The following is a 17,485-nucleotide window of genomic DNA, read 5'->3' as shown; positions in this document are numbered from 1 at the left end:
ATGAACAGCTTTTTTAAGATCGGTATGATCGCGGGCCTGCTGCTGGCAGGCCCCTCCGTTGCCGCAGACAATATCACGCGTGCAGACCAGATCCCGCAGTTACATGAAGAAGCGCAGCATCCCACGGTCAGTGAGCGGGTTACATCGCGCTTTACCCGCTCTCACTACCGTCAGTTCGATCTGAATCAGGATTTCTCAGCAAAGATTTTTGATCGCTATCTGAACCTGCTGGATTACAGCCATAACGTGCTGCTGGCATCAGACGTTGCGCAATATGCGGACAAAAAAACCACGCTCGGCGACGAGCTGCGCAGCGGCAAGCTGGATCTGTTTTACGCGCTCTATAACCTGGCACAAAAACGCCGTTTTGAGCGCTATCAATATGCGCTGACGGTGCTGGATCGTCCGATGGATTTCAGTGGCAATGACACCATTGATATTGACCGGGCGAAAGCACCATGGCCAAAGAGCACCGCAGAGCTGAACGCGCTCTGGGACGCCAAAGTTAAATATGATGAGCTCAGCCTGAAGCTGGCGGGCAAAGATGACAAAGAGATCCGTGAAACGCTGACCAAGCGCTACAACTTTGCCATCCGTCGCCTGGCTCAGAGCAACAGTGAAGATGTCTTCCAGCTGGCAATGACCGCCTTCGCTCATGAGATCGATCCCCACACCAACTACCTTTCCCCGCGCAATACTGAGCAGTTCAACACCGAGATGAGCCTGTCGCTTGAGGGGATTGGTGCCGTGCTGCAGATGGATGATGACTACACGGTCATCAACTCTATGGTCGCTGGCGGTCCGGCAGCAAAAAGCAAATCGATTACCGTTGGCGATCGCATTGTCGGCGTCGGTCAGCCAGGCAAGCCTGTTGAGGATGTTATCGGCTGGCGGCTGGATGATGTGGTATCGAAAATCAAAGGACCTAAAGGCAGCAAAGTGCGTCTTGAGATCCTGCCTGCCGGTAAAGGCACCAAAACCCGGACCGTTACGCTCACGCGTGAAAAGATCCGTCTGGAAGATCGGGCAGTTAAAGGCACGGTGCATAACGTCGGCAAAGAAAAAGTGGGCGTGCTGGATATTCCGGGCTTCTATGTCGGTCTGACTGACGATGTCAAAGTGCAGCTGCAGAAACTGCAAAAGCAAAATGTGGACAGCGTCGTTATCGACCTTCGAACCAACGGCGGCGGTGCACTGACTGAAGCGGTCTCTCTCTCCGGACTCTTTATTCCGGGTGGCCCGGTGGTTCAGGTCAGGGATAACAATGGACGGGTGCGTGAAGACAGCGATACCGACGGCATTGTTTACTACAAAGGTCCGCTGGTAGTGCTGGTCGACCGGTTCAGCGCGTCAGCTTCGGAAATCTTTGCCGCGGCGATGCAGGACTATGGCCGGGCTCTGATTGTTGGCGAACCGACCTTCGGCAAGGGAACCGTACAGCAGTATCGTTCTCTGAACCGCATTTACGATCAGATGCTGCGTCCGGAGTGGCCTGCGCTGGGTTCCGTACAATATACCATTCAGAAATTTTATCGTATCAACGGCGGCAGCACGCAGCGTAAAGGGGTAACCCCCGATCTGCTGATGCCAACCGGCGTTGAAGCGGCAGAGACCGGCGAAAAATTTGAAGATAACGCGCTGCCGTGGGACAGCATTAATGCGGCAACCTATACCAAAACCGGTGATATCACCGCGCTGGTGCCGAAGCTGACGCAGTCTCATGCCGATCGCATTGCGCAGGATCGTGAGTTTCAGTACATCATGAAAGATATTGCGCGTTTCAATGCGATGAAAGATAAACGCAATATCGTGTCGCTCAATCTTGCCCAGCGTGAGAAAGAGAGTCACGAAGAGGACGCGCTTCGTCTGGAGCGTATTAACGCGCGTTATCAGATGGAAGGTAAAAAGCCGCTTAAGAATCTTGAGGCGCTGCCAAAAGATTATAAAGAGCCCGATCCCTATCTGGATGAGACGGTGAAGATCGCTAACGATCTGGCTCAGCTGGCCTCCTCTCAGCCCGCTGCCACTCCGGCGAAGTAATCCTGAAGCCGGTCACAAAACACCGCTACGGCGGTGTTTTTTTTTACACTATACTCGCTAAATAAGTGGTCTGAGCAGTTTGCAATCGATCGCCAGAGTGGAATGTAAAGTTTTGTTTTTTTAGGCACTTAAAGATTAAGGTCGCTTGAAAAGCCGCGCAATGAACATAGGATATATATCCGCGTACAAGCGCGTGAACAACTGAGGAAGATTAACATTTATGATGCGTATTGCTCTTTTCCTGATCACCAACCTGGCGGTGATGTTGGTATTCGGACTCATTCTGAGTCTGACAGGAATCCAGTCAAGCAGTGTTCAGGGCCTGATGATTATGGCGGGTCTGTTTGGCTTTGGCGGTGCGTTCGTTTCACTGCTGATGTCCAAATGGATGGCGCTACGCTCCGTTGGCGGGGAGGTGATTGCACAGCCCCGTAATGAAACCGAGCGCTGGCTGATGGAGACCGTGGGTCGCCAGGCGCAGCAGGCTGGCATTGCGATGCCGCAGGTCGCGATTTATCATGCGCCCGATATCAATGCCTTTGCGACCGGTGCGCGCCGTGATGCGTCCCTTGTCGCTGTCTCAACCGGTCTGCTGCAAAACATGAGCCGCGATGAGGCTGAAGCCGTGCTGGCGCATGAGATCGCGCATATCGCCAACGGAGATATGGTCACCATGACCCTGATTCAGGGCATTGTGAACACCTTTGTTATCTTTATCTCGCGCATTATTGCGCAGGTTGCGTCGGGCTTTCTGTCCGGCAACCGCGATGGTGAAGAGAGCAGCAACGGTAATCCGCTGGTCTATTTTGCGGTTGCAACGGTGCTGGAACTGCTTTTTGGTATCCTCGCCAGCATCATTACCATGTGGTTCTCACGCCACCGTGAGTTTCACGCTGATGCAGGATCGGCAAAACTGGTTGGCCGTGAAAAAATGATCGCCGCGCTGCAACGTCTGAAAACCAGCTACGAGCCGCAGGAGCCAGGCAGCATGATGGCGTTCTGCATCAACGGTAAAAACAAGTCGTTCAGCGAGCTGTTTATGTCTCACCCGCCGCTTGATAAGCGCATCGAAGCGCTGCGCAGCGGGCAGTATCTGAAATAATCCGCTCAGGCGACGAAAAAAAAAGGCATCACCCTGGTGATGCCTTTTTTATTTGCGTGCGGATAGCGTCAGGCTGGCGCGCGTGACTGGGTCATCCGCACCAGACTTATCGCAGCAGCAGCGGAAGCAAAGCCACCGGCAAGGATCAAAGAAGCGTGCGTGCCGCTGTCGCTGAACAGGTTAAACATCAGAGCCACCAGCGCGGCACCGGCACTCTGTCCTGTCAGCCGGGCGGTGCCCAGCATGCCGCTGGCTCCGCCGCTGCGGTTGCGCGGGGCAGCAGAGATAATGGTGTGATTATTGGGTGACTGAAACAGGCCAAAACCGGCACCGCACAGCATCATACGCCAGATGATATCTGCATCAGCAGGCTGCGCCGGGAGCATGGCCAGCAGAAACAGCCCGGCGGCAAACAGCGCCAGCCCCAGTCCACCCAGCAGGCCGGCGTGATACTTCTCAATCAGACGTCCGGCAATCGGCGCCATCACCATTGTTGCCAGCGGCCACGGCGTCAGCAGCAGCCCGGTTGCCACTTCATCCCGGCCAAGCACGTTCTGCAGGTAAAACGGCAGCGATACCATCGCCAGCATCTGCGCGCAGAAAGAGCAGACGGAGGTGCCAATGGAGAGCGAGAACAGCGGCAGACGTAGCAGATCAACCGGTAACAAGGGCACCGGCAGGGTTAGCTGACGCCGCACAAAGATAATACCGGTAACGATCAGCGCCGCCAGTTCGGCCACGATAAGGCTGGCTGGCTGCCCCTGCGAAAAGCCGCTCAGTGCAGTGATGAGTAACCCAAAAAAGAGCGCGTTCATCACCGCACTTGGAATATCAAACTTCTGCTGGCGCGCTTTTTGCAGATTGTCAGGCAGGAAGCGCAGTGCCAGCCAGAGTGCGGCAAGGCCAAACGGGATATTGATTAAAAAGAGCCACTGCCAGCTGGCCACGGCCAGAATAGCCGCGGCAATAGTGGGGCCGGCGGCGCTGGAGACCGCCACAATGAGTGAGTTGATTGCCATGCCGCGTCCAAGAAAGCGCTGCGGATAAATAATCCGGATTAGCGCGGTGTTGACGCTCATCAGCGCGGCGCCGCCAAATCCCTGCAGTACGCGCGCCACGGTTAGCGTCGTCAGCGTGGAGGAGAGGGCGCAGAACAGCGATGTCGCGATAAACAGGATCAGGCCGGCCTGAAAGATACGGCGGTATCCCAGCATATCTCCCAGAAAGGAGAGCGACAGCAGCGAGATCACGATTGCGATCTGATACGCGTTAACTATCCAGATTGATTCAGCCGGGCTGGCGCTGAGATCGCGGGCTATCGTCGGCAGCGCTACGTTAGCGATAGCGCCATCGAGTACCGCCATCATAATACCCAGCGCAATCGTGATGATTGCGCCATAGCGCTGCGGTAGCGGAAGTCCATCCTGAGGGGCAATTGAAGGCATAATAGTGGTAAGTAAAGGGAGTAAATATCATCATGCTAATCAATTTAGCGCCGGAAAGCATCGCCGCAGGCGTGAAAAACCTCTATTTCGCTGATGCCGGCATAGCGAAAATCAAAATGGGCTCACGCTGAGCCCGGAAGGGTTACTGGTTATCAATGACATCGCCGCTTTTTTTCAGCAGCGGACAGGCCGTTACACCGACAATTCCGCTGTCGCTATGCAGATAACGGGCGGTCATCATGCCGCGTGCGGTCAGGTAGTTACACTCCAGGCCAAGACCGGCTGCTTTCTCAGCGCTGCCGGTCAGAACACCATAGCCGGTGAAGAGCAGCGCCAGCCACAGCAGGGCGAACAGCATCACCAGACGAATAAAATATTTCATTATTATCTCCCGAAATTGAAAACGCGCCGCATCCGTTTGGCAATAAGCGCGACAGGCGTACCATGCCGTGCTTTACACGTTAATACGATCGGAGATAGCTGAAAGCGCTGCGGCAGGCAACTGCTTTGGTTGCAGAAGATATCTTTTCCTGGCGCAACAGGTAGAATTAGCGCCGTTAAATCCTTACTGATAGTTACCCGAGGCAGTTATGAACGAATTAGCCGCAAACTCCAGCCCGCTGCTGCACTATGGTATCGTGGCGCTCATTATTCTTGTGGCCTTTATCGTCTGGTTTTTTGTTAATCGCGCCAGCGTGCGTGCCAGCGAGCATCTGCAGCTGCTGGAAATGCTGGTGGAAGAGCAGAAAAAACAGACCGCGCTGCTGCGCCGTATTGCGGAGGCGCAGGGAGAAACGTCGTCCGCTGTGCAGGATGACGAAGGCACGGCTTCACGCGATTTTATCCGGCTGATCCCGGAGCGCTGAGAGTAAAATGGAGAGGGCATGAGCCGCAGAAATCCCTGGTACGACGCTTCAAAAGCACACCATACCCCTGACGGGTTTTGCAATCCTGAAGGGGAACAGCGCAAGCCGGGTGATTTACAGCGCTGGCGTCGTGAACGTAAAGCGCAGCATCTCCCGCTGCCGCCTGCCAGCGGCTATGCTGATTTCAGCGCTCGCTGGTATCAGCCCGCCGACCTGAGCGGCAGTGACGATCGCATCTGGTGGCTGGGTCACGCCGCGCTGCTGCTGCGCCTTAAGCAGCGCTATATCCTGATTGACCCGGCTTTATCACCGCGCGCTTCGCCGCTGCCCTTTGCCGGTCCTGAACGCCGGGTACCCTCACCGCTTGATGTGACCCGGCTGCCGCAGCTCGACTATGTACTGATTTCACATAACCACTACGATCATCTTGACCGGGGCACGATAAAGCGCCTGCTGCGCTGTTTTCCGGAGGTAAAGATGATAGTACCGCTTGGCCTGGGCGCATGGTGCCGGAAGCGGGGGGCCCGCAACGTCACCGAGATGGACTGGTGGGAGTCAGCGGATAGTCAGGATTTGAGCATTACCGCTGTGCCGGCGCGCCACTGGAGTATGCGCACGCTGTGGGATCGCAATCGCTCGCTATGGTGTGGCTGGGTAGTGCGCTGCGGCACGCTCAACTTCTGGTTTTCCGGCGACAGCGGTTACAGCGATAACCTGCTGCAGATTGTGCAACGGCTGGGGCCGTTTAATCTGGCCGCCCTGCCGGTTGGCGCGTATGCACCAGAATGGTTCATGGGCAGCCAGCACATGAACCCGCAGCACGCCGCAGACTTATGGCAGTATGCCGGGCATCCATTAACAATACCTATACACTGGGGTGTTTATGAACTGGCTGATGAGTCGCTGGATGCGCCTCCTGCTGAACTGCAGCGTGTGCTGGACGCAGCCGGGACGCCTCTGGCCGGACGGTTCAGCCCGTGGCGAATAGGGGAGAGCCGGACGCTGGCGGATATTGAATGAGATTTTTCTCACCGGTAATGAATAAGGTGTACAGTTTTCTTAACCTGTCCGGATTAGCGTGCTTATAAAAATAACAGATAAGTTCAGCAGGTTAATGATTATATCCGGAGCAGCCGGATAATAATTTTCCCGGTTTTGGTGCAAAAGCGTTTTATAACCTGTACTCCGCGGGTTTAATTGTACACCTTGTGCATTAAGAGAAGCAGGCGCTGTTATTTTACACTGCAGAGAGAAATAATCTTTGTCTGCCATAATAGTGCAACACGTTTAACGTAGCGTCTGGCACTTAACGCAAATTCATGTCCTGCCGCTGCGCTTGACGTTGCTGCAGAAAAACGCTGGTCATCAAGGATTTTGTGCGCCATCAGGTGTTTGCGGTTCCTGTTTCACCACGAAGGAGCAGGGGTCCCGGATAATAATGTGCGACAAGTCGACCACTGTTTAAAAATGGCTTGCCATTATTTAGCGGATATGTGATAACCATCAGCGGGTCAAACGAGGTACAGTTCTGTTTATGCATGGCATCTTCAGTAAAGAAGTTTTGAGTAAAGACGTTGACGTTGAATACCGCTTCCTTGCCGAACCTTAAATTAGTGCCTCATTCAGTAACGTCTCTGTTTCTCTGCAATACTGCCTTCGGGCAAAATAAACATTTAAAGGAATTTGCAAAATGGCAAAGATTAAAGGTCAGGTTAAGTGGTTCAACGAGTCTAAAGGTTTTGGTTTCATTACTCCTGCTGACGGCAGCAAAGATGTTTTCGTACACTTCTCTGCTATCCAGGGTAACGGCTTCAAAACTCTGGCTGAAGGCCAGCAGGTTGAGTTTGAAATTCAGGATGGCCAGAAAGGTCCTGCAGCGGTTAACGTTACCGCTATCTGATTTTCCGCTCAGCCCGGGTCACTGTACCTGCTGAAACGAATCGTAAGCCCTGCTCTCTGAGCGGGGCTTTTCTTTATGCTTTTTGTTACTCCTGCTTCAGGGTAAACTGCGCCGCTTATCGTTGAACCGGAGTCCGCTATGTCCCTGATCTGTCCCCTGTGCCGCCAGCCATTAACCCAGCAGCCGGGCGTGTTTCGCTGTGACGCTGGTCATCAGTTTGATCGGGCCAGAGAAGGGTATGTCAATCTTCTGCCGGTGCAGCACAAGGGGTCGCGAGAGCCGGGTGACAGCCTGGAGATGCTGCAGGCGCGCCGTGCTTTCCTGGATGCCGGGCACTATCAGCCGCTGCGCGATCGCGTGGCGGCGATACTGGCGCAACGCCTGACGCAGCCTGCGGCTCAGGTTCTGGATATCGGCTGCGGTGAGGGGTATTACACCAGTGCCCTGACCAGCGCGCTGCCTGACGCCGAAGTCTATGGGCTTGACGTTGCCAAACCGGCTATCCGGATGGCGGCAAAACGCTATACGCAGGTACGCTTTTGCGTTGCCTCCAGCCAGCGGCTGCCGTTTGCCAGCGCGGTGCTGGATGCGGTGGTACGCATCTATGCGCCCTGTAATGAAGAGGAGCTTAGCCGGGTGGTAAAGTCAGGCGGTTATCTGCTGACCGTTACGCCGGGTCCGCACCATCTGCAGCAGTTCAAGGCGCTAATCTATTCGCAGGTGCAGCTGCATGCTGCAGAAGAGAAAACCTATACCGGCTTTACGCTCTGCGAGTCGCAGTCTCTCAGCTATGACCTGACGCTAAGCGGCGCTGAAGCGGTAAGCCTGCTGCAGATGACACCCTTTGCCTGGCGTGCATCGGAAGCGGTATGGCAGACGCTGGCAGCGGCAGAGCAGTTCCGCTGTGACGCGGACTTTACCCTCTCTCTGTGGCAGCGCGATTAGCGAGCGGTGAGGAGCGTATGCCAGATACGCTCCAGGTCATCCAGCGTATGAACAGCAATAAGCAGCCGGCGCCGCTCCAGCTGCATCATTAAAACCCCCTCCGGCGAGAGGTTAATCGCGGCAATGCGCGCATAGCGGATCCAGATCCCGTTATCAAACAGGCCCTCCTGCTTCATCAGCAGCACCGGACGGCGCAGCCAGAATACCCAGAGCGTCAGGGCGCACAGCACCATGATAAGCGTTGTCGTCAGCACCGGCCCTGCATTGCTGATATTTTTCCACAGCAGAATCAGCAGCAGTCCGATAAAAATCGCGCTATCGGGCAGGTGACGTCGTCGCAGTGCGACCCGCAGCAGGGTGATGCCTTTACGGCGCGGCAACACTACATCATGGTAAATAGCAAACAGCAGCAGAGCGGCGATGCAGAACATCAGCAGCAGATCGGTCAGCGCCATTATCGCTCCTTTTTACACTCTGCCCATATTACGCGTCCGGCCGGAAAGCGGCTTACAGTCCCAGCAGGCCAATCGAGTAACCAATAATCCCGATCGCAAAGAAACCGATGATGATCCACAGCGCGTTAACTTTACGACGCAGCAGCCACATACAGCCAAATGTCAGCAGCAGCGGGATCAGGCCGGGCATAAGCTGGTCAAGAATAGACTGAACGGTGGTTACCGTGGTTTTACCGGTCTGGTCGGTAATACTCGATACCACCAGCGGCACGTTAACGTGGGTCCATTTATTGACCAGTGCGCCCATCACAAACAGGCCGAGGATCGAGGCGCCTTCGGTGAGCTTCTGCAGAAAACCGCCGCCCATATCGCTGACGATATCAACGCCTTTGCGATAGCCGTAAGCAACGCCGTAATAGCGGGTCAGCAGGCGCACAACGTTAAACAGCACAAAAAACAGCAGCGGGCCCAGCAGGCTGCCGCTCATGGCAATCCCTGCACCAAGCGCGGCAAACACCGGCCGTACGGTGCCCCAGAAGATGGGATCGCCTACGCCTGCCAGCGGCCCCATCAGACCCACTTTAATGCCGTTAATAGCACCATCATCAATGGCGGCGCCGTTTGCCCGCTGCTCCTCCATCGCCATAGTGACGCCCAGTACCGGCGCGGCGACATAGGGCTGCGTGTTGAAAAACTCCAGATGACGCCGGATCGCCTGTTTACGTGCGTCGTCGTTTTCCGGGTAGAGGCGACGGATCACCGGCACCATGGAAAAACAGAAACCGAGCGCCTGCATACGTTCAAAGTTCCATGACCCCTGAAGCAGGTTAGATCGTATGAACACGGCGCGGACATCACCGGAGGTGAGCTTTTTAGCCATTCGCGTGCTGTCAACCATAGTGGCACCTGCTCCTAGTCAAGTTCATTATCAAGGTCGTTTTGCGAGGCACCTGCCGGCGCTGCGCCTGCGACCCGGTTATATTTCGGGGCGAGCTGGATATAGAGAATCGCCATCACGACGCCGATAACGCCCAGCGCAACCAGATTGAAGTCAGTAAACGCGGCGGTGACAAACCCGAGATAGAAGAACGGCATCAGATAACCGGCGCGCATCATATTGATGACCATTGCGTATCCCACTACCACAATCATGCCGCCGGCGATGTTAAGGCCGTTGGTGACTACCTCCGGAATGGAACTCAGTAGCGTATGCACGGCGCTGGTGCCGACAGAGATAGCGACAATCAGCGCCGGGATGGCAATGCGCATCGCCTGCAGCAGCAGGGCAGAGACATGGATCCAGGAGATAGCGGTGAGGTTACCTTTCGCGGCCGCGTTATCTGCCGCATGCTGAAACGCCACGGTCAGAGTTCGCACGATAATGGTCAGCACCTGACCCGCTGCGGCCAGCGGGATCGCCAGAGCGATACCGGCACCGACGCTCTGTCCGCCGGCAATCACCAGGATGGTGGATATAATGGAGGCGAGAGCCGCATCGGGTGCTACCGCCGCCCCGATATTCATCCAGCCCAGCGCGATCATCTCCAGCGTGCCGCCGATAATAATGCCGGTTTTCATGTCACCCAGCACGGCACCAATCAGGGTACAGGCCACCAGCGGACGGTGAAACTGAAATTCATCCAGGATAGAACCCATACCGGCAATACAGGCCACGATAAATATCAGCACAATCTGTAACGTGGTTATTTCCATTTTGCATCTCCTCAGCACGCCCGCCATTATTGCCGGGCGGCAACAAGTCAGGCGGTGGCCTTCGCAATCAGGTCCATCATATTAAGCTTTTGATCGGTGGAGACTTTGCGTACCTCAAGCTCAATCCCGTGGGCGTTGAGCTGACGAAAAGCGGCAATATCTTTTTCATCTACTGAAACCGCATTATTGACCTGCGTCTTACCCTGACGAAACGCCATGCCGCCGATATTCACAGAGGTAATATTGACGCCCTGCGCAACCACGCGCTCAACGTCGGTGGGATTAGTAAACAGCAGCATGACGCGTTCGCCCGCATATTTGGGGTTATTCCAGACGCGGATCATTTTTGCGATATCGACCACGTGTGCGGTTACGCCCGGCGGCGCCACCTGGGTCAGCAGGGTTTTACGCACGTGATCGTTTGCCACTTCATCACTGATCACAATAATGCGACTGACGCCGGTCTCTTTAGTCCAGCGGGTCGCTACCTGGCCATGGATCAGACGATCGTCTATGCGCGCCAGCCCGATTTTCATATGCTGGCCCGGCGCCAGCGGTGGCGGCGGCGGCACAGCACATTTAGCCGGCGCTGCGGCAGCGGAAACCGGGTTCGCCTTTAGCGCTTTAATGCCCTCACGGCCGGCATCGGTTGCGACCTGCACCAGCGCCGCCAGTTCAGGATTGTCATCGCGGGCCATCAGCGTTTCGACCAGCATCGGAATATTCACGCCAGCAATGACCTCCTGATCCGGGCGATCCGTGACGAGGCGGCTGGCGGCATTAAACGGGCTGCCTCCCCATGTATCGACCAGAAACAGGACTCCCTGAGCGGTATCAAGCTCTGCCAGCCGAGCACGATACTTATCCATCAGGGTTTCGGCGTTTTCACCGGGTGCAAAATCGATACAGGCGACATTGTGCTGTTCGCCCAGCAGCATCTCTGCTGTTTTCAGGAGCGGCTCTGCTGCCCAGCCGTGTGTACCAATGACTAATGCGATGGTCACCTGCTACCTCCGTTTATGACGAAACCCTGTCATTAAAGGACGTTGACAGGAATAAAGGATGCGGCCGGGCCCGTCAGGCAATATAAGCCTGAGCCGCTACGATGGAGCCCCCATCGGTTTGCGTTAAGGTCGCCGTTTATTTTAGTTAGCGAAAGAAGAAAGAGTGTGACGCCTGTCGGTTATCTGGTGTAACGGCGGTTCAGCGGACTTTTTTATGCCGTTTTTATGCGCCAGCGCAGCTATGTGTAAATGTAAGAAAATTTTTTGATCTTGTTGAGGTAACTGATACATTAACTTTCTGTTTATTACTCAGGAGTACCGGGCTCAAGCTCACCTTTATGGACCGTCACCGACGTCGCTTCTTATCCTTACTGTGCCAGCCGGCGCAGATCGCCACGCCGTTCAGCGTTATTTCGCCTTCGACTCTTCAGCTGTCTCACTTACCGGTGCAGGCTGATTTTCGTGCGTCTACTTTCTTAGCAAGGAGTCACTAATGGAGTTTCTCTTGGATCCCTCGATCTGGGCGGGGCTGTTAACGCTGATCGTGCTGGAAATTGTGCTGGGTATCGATAACCTGGTCTTTATCGCCATTCTTGCTGACAAACTGCCGCCAAAGCAGCGCGATAAAGCGCGACTGATCGGTCTGTCGCTGGCGCTGGTGATGCGCCTCGGCCTGCTCTCCCTGATCTCGTGGATGGTCACGCTGACCCGTCCGCTGTTCAGCGTGATGGATTTCAGCTTTTCCGGTCGCGATCTGATCCTGCTGTTTGGTGGCCTGTTCCTGCTTTTCAAGGCCACGATGGAGCTGCATGAGCGTCTGGAAAATAAAGGCATGGAACAGCAGGGTAATCGCAACTATGCCAGCTTCTGGGCAGTGGTCGCACAAATCGTGGTGCTGGATGCCGTCTTCTCACTGGATGCCGTGATTACCGCAGTGGGTATGGTTAACCACCTGCCGGTGATGATGACTGCGGTGGTGATCGCAATGGGCGTAATGCTGCTGGCATCGAAGCCGCTGACTAATTTTGTCAACGCTCATCCGACGGTTGTCGTGCTCTGCCTGAGCTTCCTGCTGATGATCGGTTTGTCGCTGGTAGCGGAAGGGTTCGGTTTCCATATTCCGAAAGGTTATCTCTATGCGGCGATCGGCTTCTCAATTTTGATTGAGCTGTTTAATCAGATCGCGCGCCGTAATTTTATGCGCCATCAGGCGCGCCGGCCAATGCGTGAGCGCACGGCAGAAGCTATTTTACGCCTGATGGGCGGGCGCAATCGTCAGCAGCAGCCTTCAACGGATGAGCATACGCTGAATAACGCTATGCCGCAGGAAGCGTTTAAGGATGAAGAGCGCTATATGATTAACGGCGTACTGACGCTGTCGCAGCGCTCTATTCGCAGCATCATGACGCCGCGTGGCGATATCTCATGGGTTGATGTGACGCGTCCGCTGGATGAGATCCGTATGCAGCTGCTGGATACGCCACACAGTCTGTTTCCGGTGTGCCGCGGTGAGCTGGATGAGATTATTGGCGTGGTGCGCGCAAAAGAGCTGCTGGTGGCGCTGGAGCACGGTATGGATGTGACCACGTTCGCATCAGGCTCGCCGGCGATTGTTGTCCCTGAGACGCTGGATCCTATTAATCTGCTGGGCGTGCTGCGCCGGGCGAAAGGCAGCTTTGTTATCGTAACCAACGAATTTGGTATGGTGCAGGGTCTGATTACGCCGCTGGACGTGCTGGAAGCGATTGCCGGTGAGTTCCCGGATGAAGATGAGACGCCGGATGTGATCGCCGATGGTGATGGCTGGCTGGTCAAAGGCGGCACCGACCTGCATTCGCTTCAGCAGCTGCTCGACTACCATGAACTGGTTAAACAGGAGGACGATCACGCTTCGCTGGCGGGCCTGCTGATTGAGCAGAAAGGTCAGCTGCCGCAGCCTGGTGAGGTAATCGATCTGCCGCCGCTGCACTTTGAAATTGTTGAGGCGACAGATTACCGTATCGACCTGGTACGGGTGACCAAAGATGCGCCTCACGATGAAGATGAAGAAAACGCGTAATCGCGCGTAGCTGTTCAATCAGGGCCGTCGTGAAGACGGCCCTTTTTTTAACCCGCTGTTTCCTGATGCTGAGCCAGCCATGCCGGAAAATCTTCGATCGGCATGGGGCGCGCATAGAAGTAACCCTGCAGATGATCTACCCCGCGCTCGCGCAGATAGGAGGCCTGTTCAGCGGTCTCCACGCCTTCGGCCACCAGCGCAATCTTCAGCCGCTGCGCCAGTGAAATCACCATATCGGTTACCGTGGCGTTGATCGCGTCAGTGCCGATCGCCGCGGTAAAAATCTTGTCAATTTTCAGCACATCCGGCTGCAGATCTTTCAGGTAGGCCAGCGAACTGTGCCCGGTGCCGAAATCGTCTATCGCCAGGCGTACGCCAATGTTATGCAGCTGCGCCACGACCGACTGATCGATAACCGGCAAGGCGTCACGCTCTGTCAGCTCCACAACCAGCTGCGGATGGGGGTTAGCAGGCCACCAGATCTGCTGCAGATCTTCCACAATGGCGCGATCGTGAAAATGGCTGGCGGCGACGTTAATCGCAATATGGAACGCGCTGCTTTGCGGCAGCTGCGGCAGCGCCTCTACGGCCCGGGCAATCACGAAGCGGGTAAGGGGAGCGATCAGGTTTTGCCGTTCCGCCAGAGGGATAAAGACGTCAGGTGCAATCCATCCCTGACGCGGATTATGCCAGCGCAGCAGAAGCTCAATACCCTCACACTGTTCGCTGCGAGCATTGATTAGCGGCTGACAGTAAACCATAAACTCACTGGCGGTGATGCCGTAGCTGATCTGCCAGCTAAGGCTCATGCGATTGGCCGTTGCCAGCCAGACAATATAGCCAATCAGCAGGCTCAGCATCACCGCCAGCGGCAGCTGGGAAGGCAGCGTATTTAACGCCAGGCGCGCCGGAGAAGGGCCGTAGAGCGTAATGGTGAACGGGTAGCGTAAAGATGCCTGATCGTAAGCGACCTCGTCATCCGAGGGCACCGTGTGTTCAATCATCGGATTACCATACTCAAGGCTCTGACCGCCCACGTTGAAAATAGCCCGCTCTACCCACGGCAGCTGAGGCTCAAGCAGATAATTGCTCATCAGTTCAACATTCACCACCTGCAGCAAGCCATCGCGATTATCCAGCGACTTTGGCGTCCAGAGCAGCAGCACCGGCGAGCCTTTAAGCAGATAATCATCTGTGGTCAGCAGCATGCGCTGATTATTGAGCGCCAGCTCCGGATAGGTCTGACTAAAAGAGATATCGCGGGCGCCATAGATGCTGGAGCAGTAGATAGTGTCATTTTGCACCAGCAGCACGGTGCGTACCGTCTGCAGCGCAGCGATCTTTTCAATCAGCGGATAACGCACCAGCGAACAGGGCAGGCCCACCAGGCCCAGCGTGTTATTGGCGGAGACGTCCAGCGGCGAGAACATACGGTCAAAGCGCTCAATGGCGCGGCTGGCAAAGTTAAGAGACTGCTGCTCAATACGTGACTTCTCTTCGATATAACGAAAAGTCAGGGTAAGGATCAAAACCAGCGTCGCGATCACTAACGCAATAAGCAGCCGCTTACGGCGAAATTGACCCACAAATTGCTGGGGAATGAGCATCAGTAACCACCTTGTTAAGACACAGACCAGGAGCAAATTAACGTGAAGGTTATCGGCATCGGGACGGCCAGGTTTAGCGCTGCCCGTTAAAAAAGCAGGCAATAAAAATTGCGTCCTGCCGGATCCGCGCAGGAAAATTACAATATCTGGTTTGGCAACGCCGAGGTAGGTAAAAAAGCAGAAATCAGTATGAGTGCGCTGATTTTAACCAGCGCACTCCGGACAGGTATCAGTCACACTGAACTTTGATGGCCAGACCGCCACGCGAGGTTTCGCGATATTTAGCGTTCATATCTTTACCGGTCTCATACATGGTCTCAATGACTTTATCCAGCGAGACGCGCGGGGCGCTGGTCCGGCGCAGCGCCATGCGCGCTGAGTTGATGGCTTTGACCGATGCAATAGCATTGCGCTCAATGCAGGGCACCTGCACCTGACCGGCAACCGGATCGCAGGTCAGACCCAGGTTATGCTCCATACCAATTTCCGCGGCCACGCAGACCTGCTCCGGGCTGGCGCCCAGCAGCTCCGCCAGACCCGCCGCCGCCATAGAGCAGGCCACGCCCACTTCACCCTGACAGCCTACTTCGGCACCGGAGATAGAGGCGTTCATTTTATAGAGAATACCGATAGCGCCTGACGCGAGAAAATAACGGATAAAGATATCGGGCGTGACGCTTTCGATAAAGTGATCGTAATAGGCAAGCACCGCCGGCACGATGCCGCAGGCTCCGTTAGTCGGGGCCGTTACCACGCGTCCGCCTGCCGCATTCTCTTCGTTTACCGCCAGGGCAAACATATTGACCCAGTCGATAACGTTCATTGGATCATTGGAGTGCTTGGTCGATGAGACCAGCAGGCGACGCAAAGAGGCGGCACGGCGCGGAACGCGCAGCGGCCCCGGCAGCACGCCTTCGGTGTTCAGACCGCGGTCAATACACGCCTGCATGGTCTGCCAGACATCGGTAAAATAGCGGGTGATCTCTTCACGGCTGTGCAGCGCCAGCTCATTTTGCATCACCAGTCCTGAAAGCGACATGCCGGTCTCGCTGCAGTGGCTGAGCAGCTCTTTTGCCGAGTGAAACGCATAAGGTACCGCGACTTCGTCCAGCACCGGCTGGCCAAAATGCGCTTCATCCACGATAAACCCGCCGCCAATTGAGTAGTAGGTTTTCGTCAGAATCAGCAGATCGCCGGCAAACGCATACAGCGTCATACCGTTTTCATGCAGCGAAAGATTCTCACTGCGGAACACCATGCCGCCTTCGCGTGGAAAGTCGACCTCATGCGCGCCCTTAGCCAGCAGCAGGCGCTCACGCGTTTCCGTATCTTTAATAAATGCCGGGATCGCATCAATATCCACGGTGGCAGGTTCATAACCCGCCAGACCCATAATGATAGCAATATCCGTATGGTGACCTTTACCGGTCAGCGAGAGAGAGCCATACACATCCACCGCTACGCGCGTGACATCCTGCAGTTTGCCCTGCTCAGCCAGCAGATCCACAAACTGTTTGCCCGCTTTCATCGGACCTACGGTATGTGAACTGGATGGGCCGATGCCCACTTTGAACATGTCAAAAACACTAATCAACGGTAACGCTCCTCACAAATACGGGGTTCTGCGGCCTGAGCCGTAATTGCGGCTAATAGTAATCGCCACGGCGGGCGAAAGAACAGCTTTTCGCATGAAATAATCTAATTATAAACCGCAGAAATAGTTATCAATCCGTACCTTTGTGAAGTGGATCGATTTTTCAGCCATGAGTTTACAGACAGCATTCAGGGCAGCGCGATCTGCTGACCAAGCGCACGAATAATTCCGGCCGTCATGCCCCAGATAAAATAATCGTTATACCAGGAGAGCCATATCCGGTGCTGACGCTGGCCGCGATATAACGTCAGCGGATGATAGCGGGCCAGATGCAGTGCTTCACGCAGCGGCATGGTAAAGGCGCTTTCGACTTCATCCGGGTTCAGACGGAGCGGCATGGCTGGCAGGATCCCCACCACCGGCGTGACGGCAAAACCGGTACTGCTGGTGACCGCCGGCAGTACACCGGCTATCTGCACCTGACGGGGATCGATCCCGATCTCTTCCTGCGCTTCACGCAGCGCGGTATCGATCAATGACGTATCGCTGGCATCCTGCATGCCGCCCGGAAAAGCGACCTGGCCGGCATGTTTACGCAGCAGCGCCGAGCGCCGCGTCAGCAGCAGTGCCGGCTCGGCGCTGTTGATAATCGGCACCAGCACTGCCGCATGACGTCCGGCAGGGGCCGGCAGGCGTGCGGGTGGCGGAGGCTGCAGCATAAAACGCGTCAGAAACTGGCTGAGTTCGGCAGTCAT

General features: G+C 55.5%; 16 protein-coding genes and 1 pseudogene. 8 read left to right on the top strand and 9 right to left on the bottom strand.

The genetic code is table 11. The annotated features are described in order from the left end of the window. Both prc and htpX read left to right on the top strand, forming a co-directional pair. Nucleotides 1-2,040, top strand: coding sequence for a carboxy terminal-processing peptidase (gene prc / locus C1Y41_RS06315; protein WP_039384838.1), 2,040 nt, complete (start codon nucleotides 1-3; stop codon nucleotides 2,038-2,040). Between the two features lie 220 nt (nucleotides 2,041-2,260). After that, nucleotides 2,261-3,142, top strand: coding sequence for a protease HtpX (gene htpX / locus C1Y41_RS06310; RefSeq protein WP_039384837.1), 882 nt, complete (start codon nucleotides 2,261-2,263; stop codon nucleotides 3,140-3,142). Between the two features lie 68 nt (nucleotides 3,143-3,210). Here the strand turns inward: htpX and C1Y41_RS06305 are convergent, their stop codons facing one another. Further along, complete coding sequence (locus C1Y41_RS06305; protein WP_104085089.1) at nucleotides 3,211-4,587, bottom strand: MFS transporter; 1,377 nt, start codon at nucleotides 4,585-4,587, stop codon at nucleotides 3,211-3,213. Nucleotides 4,588-4,729: 142 nt separating this feature from the next. After that, the gene (locus tag C1Y41_RS06300) at nucleotides 4,730-4,969 is read right to left on the bottom strand and encodes a YobH family protein (RefSeq protein WP_039384778.1); all 240 of its coding nucleotides are present in this window, start codon (nucleotides 4,967-4,969) and stop codon (nucleotides 4,730-4,732) included. A 208-nt stretch (nucleotides 4,970-5,177) separates the two neighbouring features. Here C1Y41_RS06300 and C1Y41_RS06295 point away from each other — a divergent pair, with 208 nt between their 5' ends. The 5 genes and pseudogenes from C1Y41_RS06295 to rlmA all read left to right on the top strand — a co-directional run bounded on the left by C1Y41_RS06295 (nucleotide 5,178) and on the right by rlmA (nucleotide 8,298). Further along, nucleotides 5,178-5,453, top strand: a complete 276-nt coding sequence (locus C1Y41_RS06295; RefSeq protein WP_094111077.1) for a YebO family protein — start codon at nucleotides 5,178-5,180, stop codon at nucleotides 5,451-5,453. 18 nt (nucleotides 5,454-5,471) lie between these two features. After that, entirely contained in the window at nucleotides 5,472-6,473 is a 1,002-nt protein-coding gene (locus C1Y41_RS06290) for an MBL fold metallo-hydrolase (RefSeq protein WP_104085088.1), read from the top strand. Between the two features lie 514 nt (nucleotides 6,474-6,987). Continuing rightward, a pseudogene (locus tag C1Y41_RS20430) lies at nucleotides 6,988-7,059 on the top strand (DUF2627 domain-containing protein); the annotation flags it as partial. 84 nt (nucleotides 7,060-7,143) lie between these two features. Continuing rightward, a complete protein-coding gene (gene cspE, locus C1Y41_RS06285; protein WP_021510024.1) occupies nucleotides 7,144-7,353 on the top strand; it encodes a transcription antiterminator/RNA stability regulator CspE in 210 nt (69 codons plus the stop codon). Nucleotides 7,354-7,491: 138 nt separating this feature from the next. Next, a complete protein-coding gene (rlmA, locus tag C1Y41_RS06280) occupies nucleotides 7,492-8,298 on the top strand; it encodes a 23S rRNA (guanine(745)-N(1))-methyltransferase (RefSeq protein ID WP_104085087.1) in 807 nt (268 codons plus the stop codon). Here rlmA and C1Y41_RS06275 read toward each other — a convergent pair. The 4 genes from C1Y41_RS06275 to manX are packed head-to-tail and all read right to left on the bottom strand — an operon-like array spanning nucleotide 8,295 to nucleotide 11,470. Continuing rightward, entirely contained in the window at nucleotides 8,295-8,753 is a 459-nt protein-coding gene (locus C1Y41_RS06275) for a DUF986 family protein (RefSeq protein WP_104085086.1), read from the bottom strand. The genes rlmA and C1Y41_RS06275 overlap by 4 nt on opposite strands. A 52-nt stretch (nucleotides 8,754-8,805) precedes the next feature. Next, complete coding sequence (locus C1Y41_RS06270; protein ID WP_071668873.1) at nucleotides 8,806-9,651, bottom strand: PTS mannose transporter subunit IID; 846 nt, start codon at nucleotides 9,649-9,651, stop codon at nucleotides 8,806-8,808. Nucleotides 9,652-9,665: 14 nt separating this feature from the next. After that, nucleotides 9,666-10,466, bottom strand: coding sequence for a PTS mannose/fructose/sorbose transporter subunit IIC (locus C1Y41_RS06265; RefSeq protein WP_104085085.1), 801 nt, complete (start codon nucleotides 10,464-10,466; stop codon nucleotides 9,666-9,668). A 47-nt stretch (nucleotides 10,467-10,513) separates the two neighbouring features. Then, nucleotides 10,514-11,470: a PTS mannose transporter subunit IIAB gene (gene manX, locus C1Y41_RS06260; protein ID WP_104085084.1), complete on the bottom strand. Its 957-nt coding sequence runs from the start codon at nucleotides 11,468-11,470 to the stop codon at nucleotides 10,514-10,516. A gap of 493 nt (nucleotides 11,471-11,963) precedes the next feature. Between manX and C1Y41_RS06255 the strand changes: the two genes are divergently transcribed. Next, entirely contained in the window at nucleotides 11,964-13,529 is a 1,566-nt protein-coding gene (locus C1Y41_RS06255) for a TerC family protein (RefSeq protein WP_039384757.1), read from the top strand. A 47-nt stretch (nucleotides 13,530-13,576) separates the two neighbouring features. On the opposite strand, the gene C1Y41_RS06250 is transcribed toward C1Y41_RS06255, so the two are convergent. From C1Y41_RS06250 to C1Y41_RS06240, 3 genes are all read right to left on the bottom strand, one after another. Beyond that, nucleotides 13,577-15,136, bottom strand: a complete 1,560-nt coding sequence (locus C1Y41_RS06250; protein ID WP_039384755.1) for an EAL domain-containing protein — start codon at nucleotides 15,134-15,136, stop codon at nucleotides 13,577-13,579. 229 nt (nucleotides 15,137-15,365) lie between these two features. Then, nucleotides 15,366-16,730, bottom strand: a complete 1,365-nt coding sequence (locus tag C1Y41_RS06245) for an L-serine ammonia-lyase (protein ID WP_039384754.1) — start codon at nucleotides 16,728-16,730, stop codon at nucleotides 15,366-15,368. 188 nt (nucleotides 16,731-16,918) lie between these two features. Further along, nucleotides 16,919-17,485 carry a CoA pyrophosphatase gene (locus C1Y41_RS06240; protein ID WP_039384751.1) on the bottom strand — a complete coding sequence of 189 codons (567 nt, stop codon included), beginning with the start codon at nucleotides 17,483-17,485 and terminating at the stop codon, nucleotides 16,919-16,921.

This window comes from Pantoea sp. ICBG 1758 (genome assembly GCF_002928325.1).
Taxonomy (GTDB): Bacteria; Pseudomonadota; Gammaproteobacteria; order Enterobacterales; family Enterobacteriaceae; genus Pantoea; species Pantoea eucrina.
The sequence above is the reverse complement of the archived record's forward strand: the minus strand, read 5'-3'. Positions and strand labels throughout refer to the sequence as shown.

Bases quoted from the DNA above. Each gene is read 5' to 3' on its own strand.
- C1Y41_RS06300 (WP_039384778.1), bottom strand. From the start codon at position 4,969: ATGAAATATTTTATTCGTCTGGTGATGCTGTTCGCCCTGCTGTGGCTG.
- C1Y41_RS06265 (WP_104085085.1), bottom strand. From the start codon at position 10,466: ATGGAAATAACCACGTTACAGATTGTGCTGATATTTATCGTGGCCTGT.
- C1Y41_RS06250 (WP_039384755.1), bottom strand. From the start codon at position 15,136: ATGCTCATTCCCCAGCAATTTGTGGGTCAATTTCGCCGTAAGCGGCTG.
- C1Y41_RS06270 (WP_071668873.1), bottom strand. From the start codon at position 9,651: ATGGTTGACAGCACGCGAATGGCTAAAAAGCTCACCTCCGGTGATGTC.
- C1Y41_RS06305 (WP_104085089.1), bottom strand. From the start codon at position 4,587: ATGCCTTCAATTGCCCCTCAGGATGGACTTCCGCTACCGCAGCGCTAT.
- C1Y41_RS06295 (WP_094111077.1), top strand. From the start codon at position 5,178: ATGAACGAATTAGCCGCAAACTCCAGCCCGCTGCTGCACTATGGTATC.
- prc (WP_039384838.1), top strand. From the start codon at position 1: ATGAACAGCTTTTTTAAGATCGGTATGATCGCGGGCCTGCTGCTGGCA.
- cspE (WP_021510024.1), top strand. From the start codon at position 7,144: ATGGCAAAGATTAAAGGTCAGGTTAAGTGGTTCAACGAGTCTAAAGGT.
- rlmA (WP_104085087.1), top strand. From the start codon at position 7,492: ATGTCCCTGATCTGTCCCCTGTGCCGCCAGCCATTAACCCAGCAGCCG.
- C1Y41_RS06255 (WP_039384757.1), top strand. From the start codon at position 11,964: ATGGAGTTTCTCTTGGATCCCTCGATCTGGGCGGGGCTGTTAACGCTG.
- C1Y41_RS06275 (WP_104085086.1), bottom strand. From the start codon at position 8,753: ATGGCGCTGACCGATCTGCTGCTGATGTTCTGCATCGCCGCTCTGCTG.
- C1Y41_RS06240 (WP_039384751.1), bottom strand. From the start codon at position 17,485: ATGACTGCCGAACTCAGCCAGTTTCTGACGCGTTTTATGCTGCAGCCT.
- C1Y41_RS06290 (WP_104085088.1), top strand. From the start codon at position 5,472: ATGAGCCGCAGAAATCCCTGGTACGACGCTTCAAAAGCACACCATACC.
- htpX (WP_039384837.1), top strand. From the start codon at position 2,261: ATGATGCGTATTGCTCTTTTCCTGATCACCAACCTGGCGGTGATGTTG.